The sequence below is a fragment of the Lentibacillus populi genome (genome assembly GCA_014642895.1).
Lineage (GTDB): Bacteria > Bacillota > Bacilli > Bacillales > Amphibacillaceae > Lentibacillus_C > Lentibacillus_C populi.
Genome location: BMJD01000115.1, coordinates 1 through 1,144, shown reverse-complemented (window position 1 = coordinate 1,144; position 1,144 = coordinate 1). Strand labels below are relative to the sequence as shown.

Below are 1,144 nucleotides of genomic sequence, written 5' to 3'. Positions count from 1 at the left end.
GTATGTGTCAAGTTTTTCTCGACGTTGCTTTCATACCAATATTTCAGGCGCTCCCATTTTGTACACCTTGTTCGGCTACCGCGCTGTCGCTTGCTGGCCTCATTTTTGACAGAACGGTCTTAAAAACCAAAGACCGTTCCATCAAAAACGAGGTTTATTGTAATATTTTAAATAAGTTACCTATGGCTGTTGAATGAGCCGCATATAAAGCGACAGAACCTTGTTTTACACCAATAGATGGTTGTGTTGGCTGACGTAATAATTGGGCCACTCTGACAGCTTTTTTTACATCCCGTTGTTTCCTGGTACTCCGTTCATTGCATTTCAGATAAGCGTTACGCAATGTATTATTCAACATGCCTTGTTTGATTTTCACCATTGCCTCCGCACCATCATTACTCCAATGCATTCCACGCTTTTTCATACGAAAAGACACATGCCGCTGGTTGGATTCCATAGCACCGAGTTTCCTGGCATCTCTAGGGCTGTCTGTTACAATATCCCGCCAGTCGTAAATGCGTTCCCAATTGTTGAGAATGTAACTGCGAAAGACGTTGATTTTCTCCATCTGCTTATCGTCTTCCAATGTGCTTTCGTATGTATCTAATTGAAGCTTGAATCCTTCTAAATCATGTTCCTTCAGTGCCTTTCTCCCTGCATCTTTATAGGCATTTCCTGCACTGCCAAATGCACGGTTAAATCCTTGTGAGATATGATAGTCATCCAGTTGGTTTAAAATCGGTTTATTCGATTGGGAAAAAGCAGCTTGAAACCTTTCAACTGTATAACCCGGGCCACCGTCACTGTTAGTAACAACCTGTGCGTCTTCCAGTGTATATCGGCTGGATGCCATCGCCTGCGTTTCATCCCAAAATGCATCTGTAGATTGCGTTGTCATAATTACTGTCGGTTCCTTAAGGGATACACGTTTCCCGTTTTTCTCCCATCCTTCATACATGATCGCATGGTGCACTTCCATACTCTGTTTTTTTTGGAGTCCGCGGACAAAAACACCATCTGCCTCCGCATAAAAGAAATCAACCTTTTTTCCTTCTGGCAGGGACGCTGCTTCATCCAACTCTTTCACCATCTCTTGATCCATCTCTGCCTGGGCTTTACCCACAGTCTTTACCATATTTCCTAC

1 protein-coding gene is annotated in these 1,144 nt (G+C 43.3%); it reads right to left on the bottom strand.

Annotated elements, in window-relative coordinates; genetic code table 11:
• Positions 1 to 154 precede the first annotated feature (154 nt).
• A partial coding sequence (locus tag IEX12_RS23090) for an ISLre2 family transposase (protein WP_188725994.1) occupies positions 155 to 1,144 on the bottom strand: 990 nt, incomplete at its 5' end.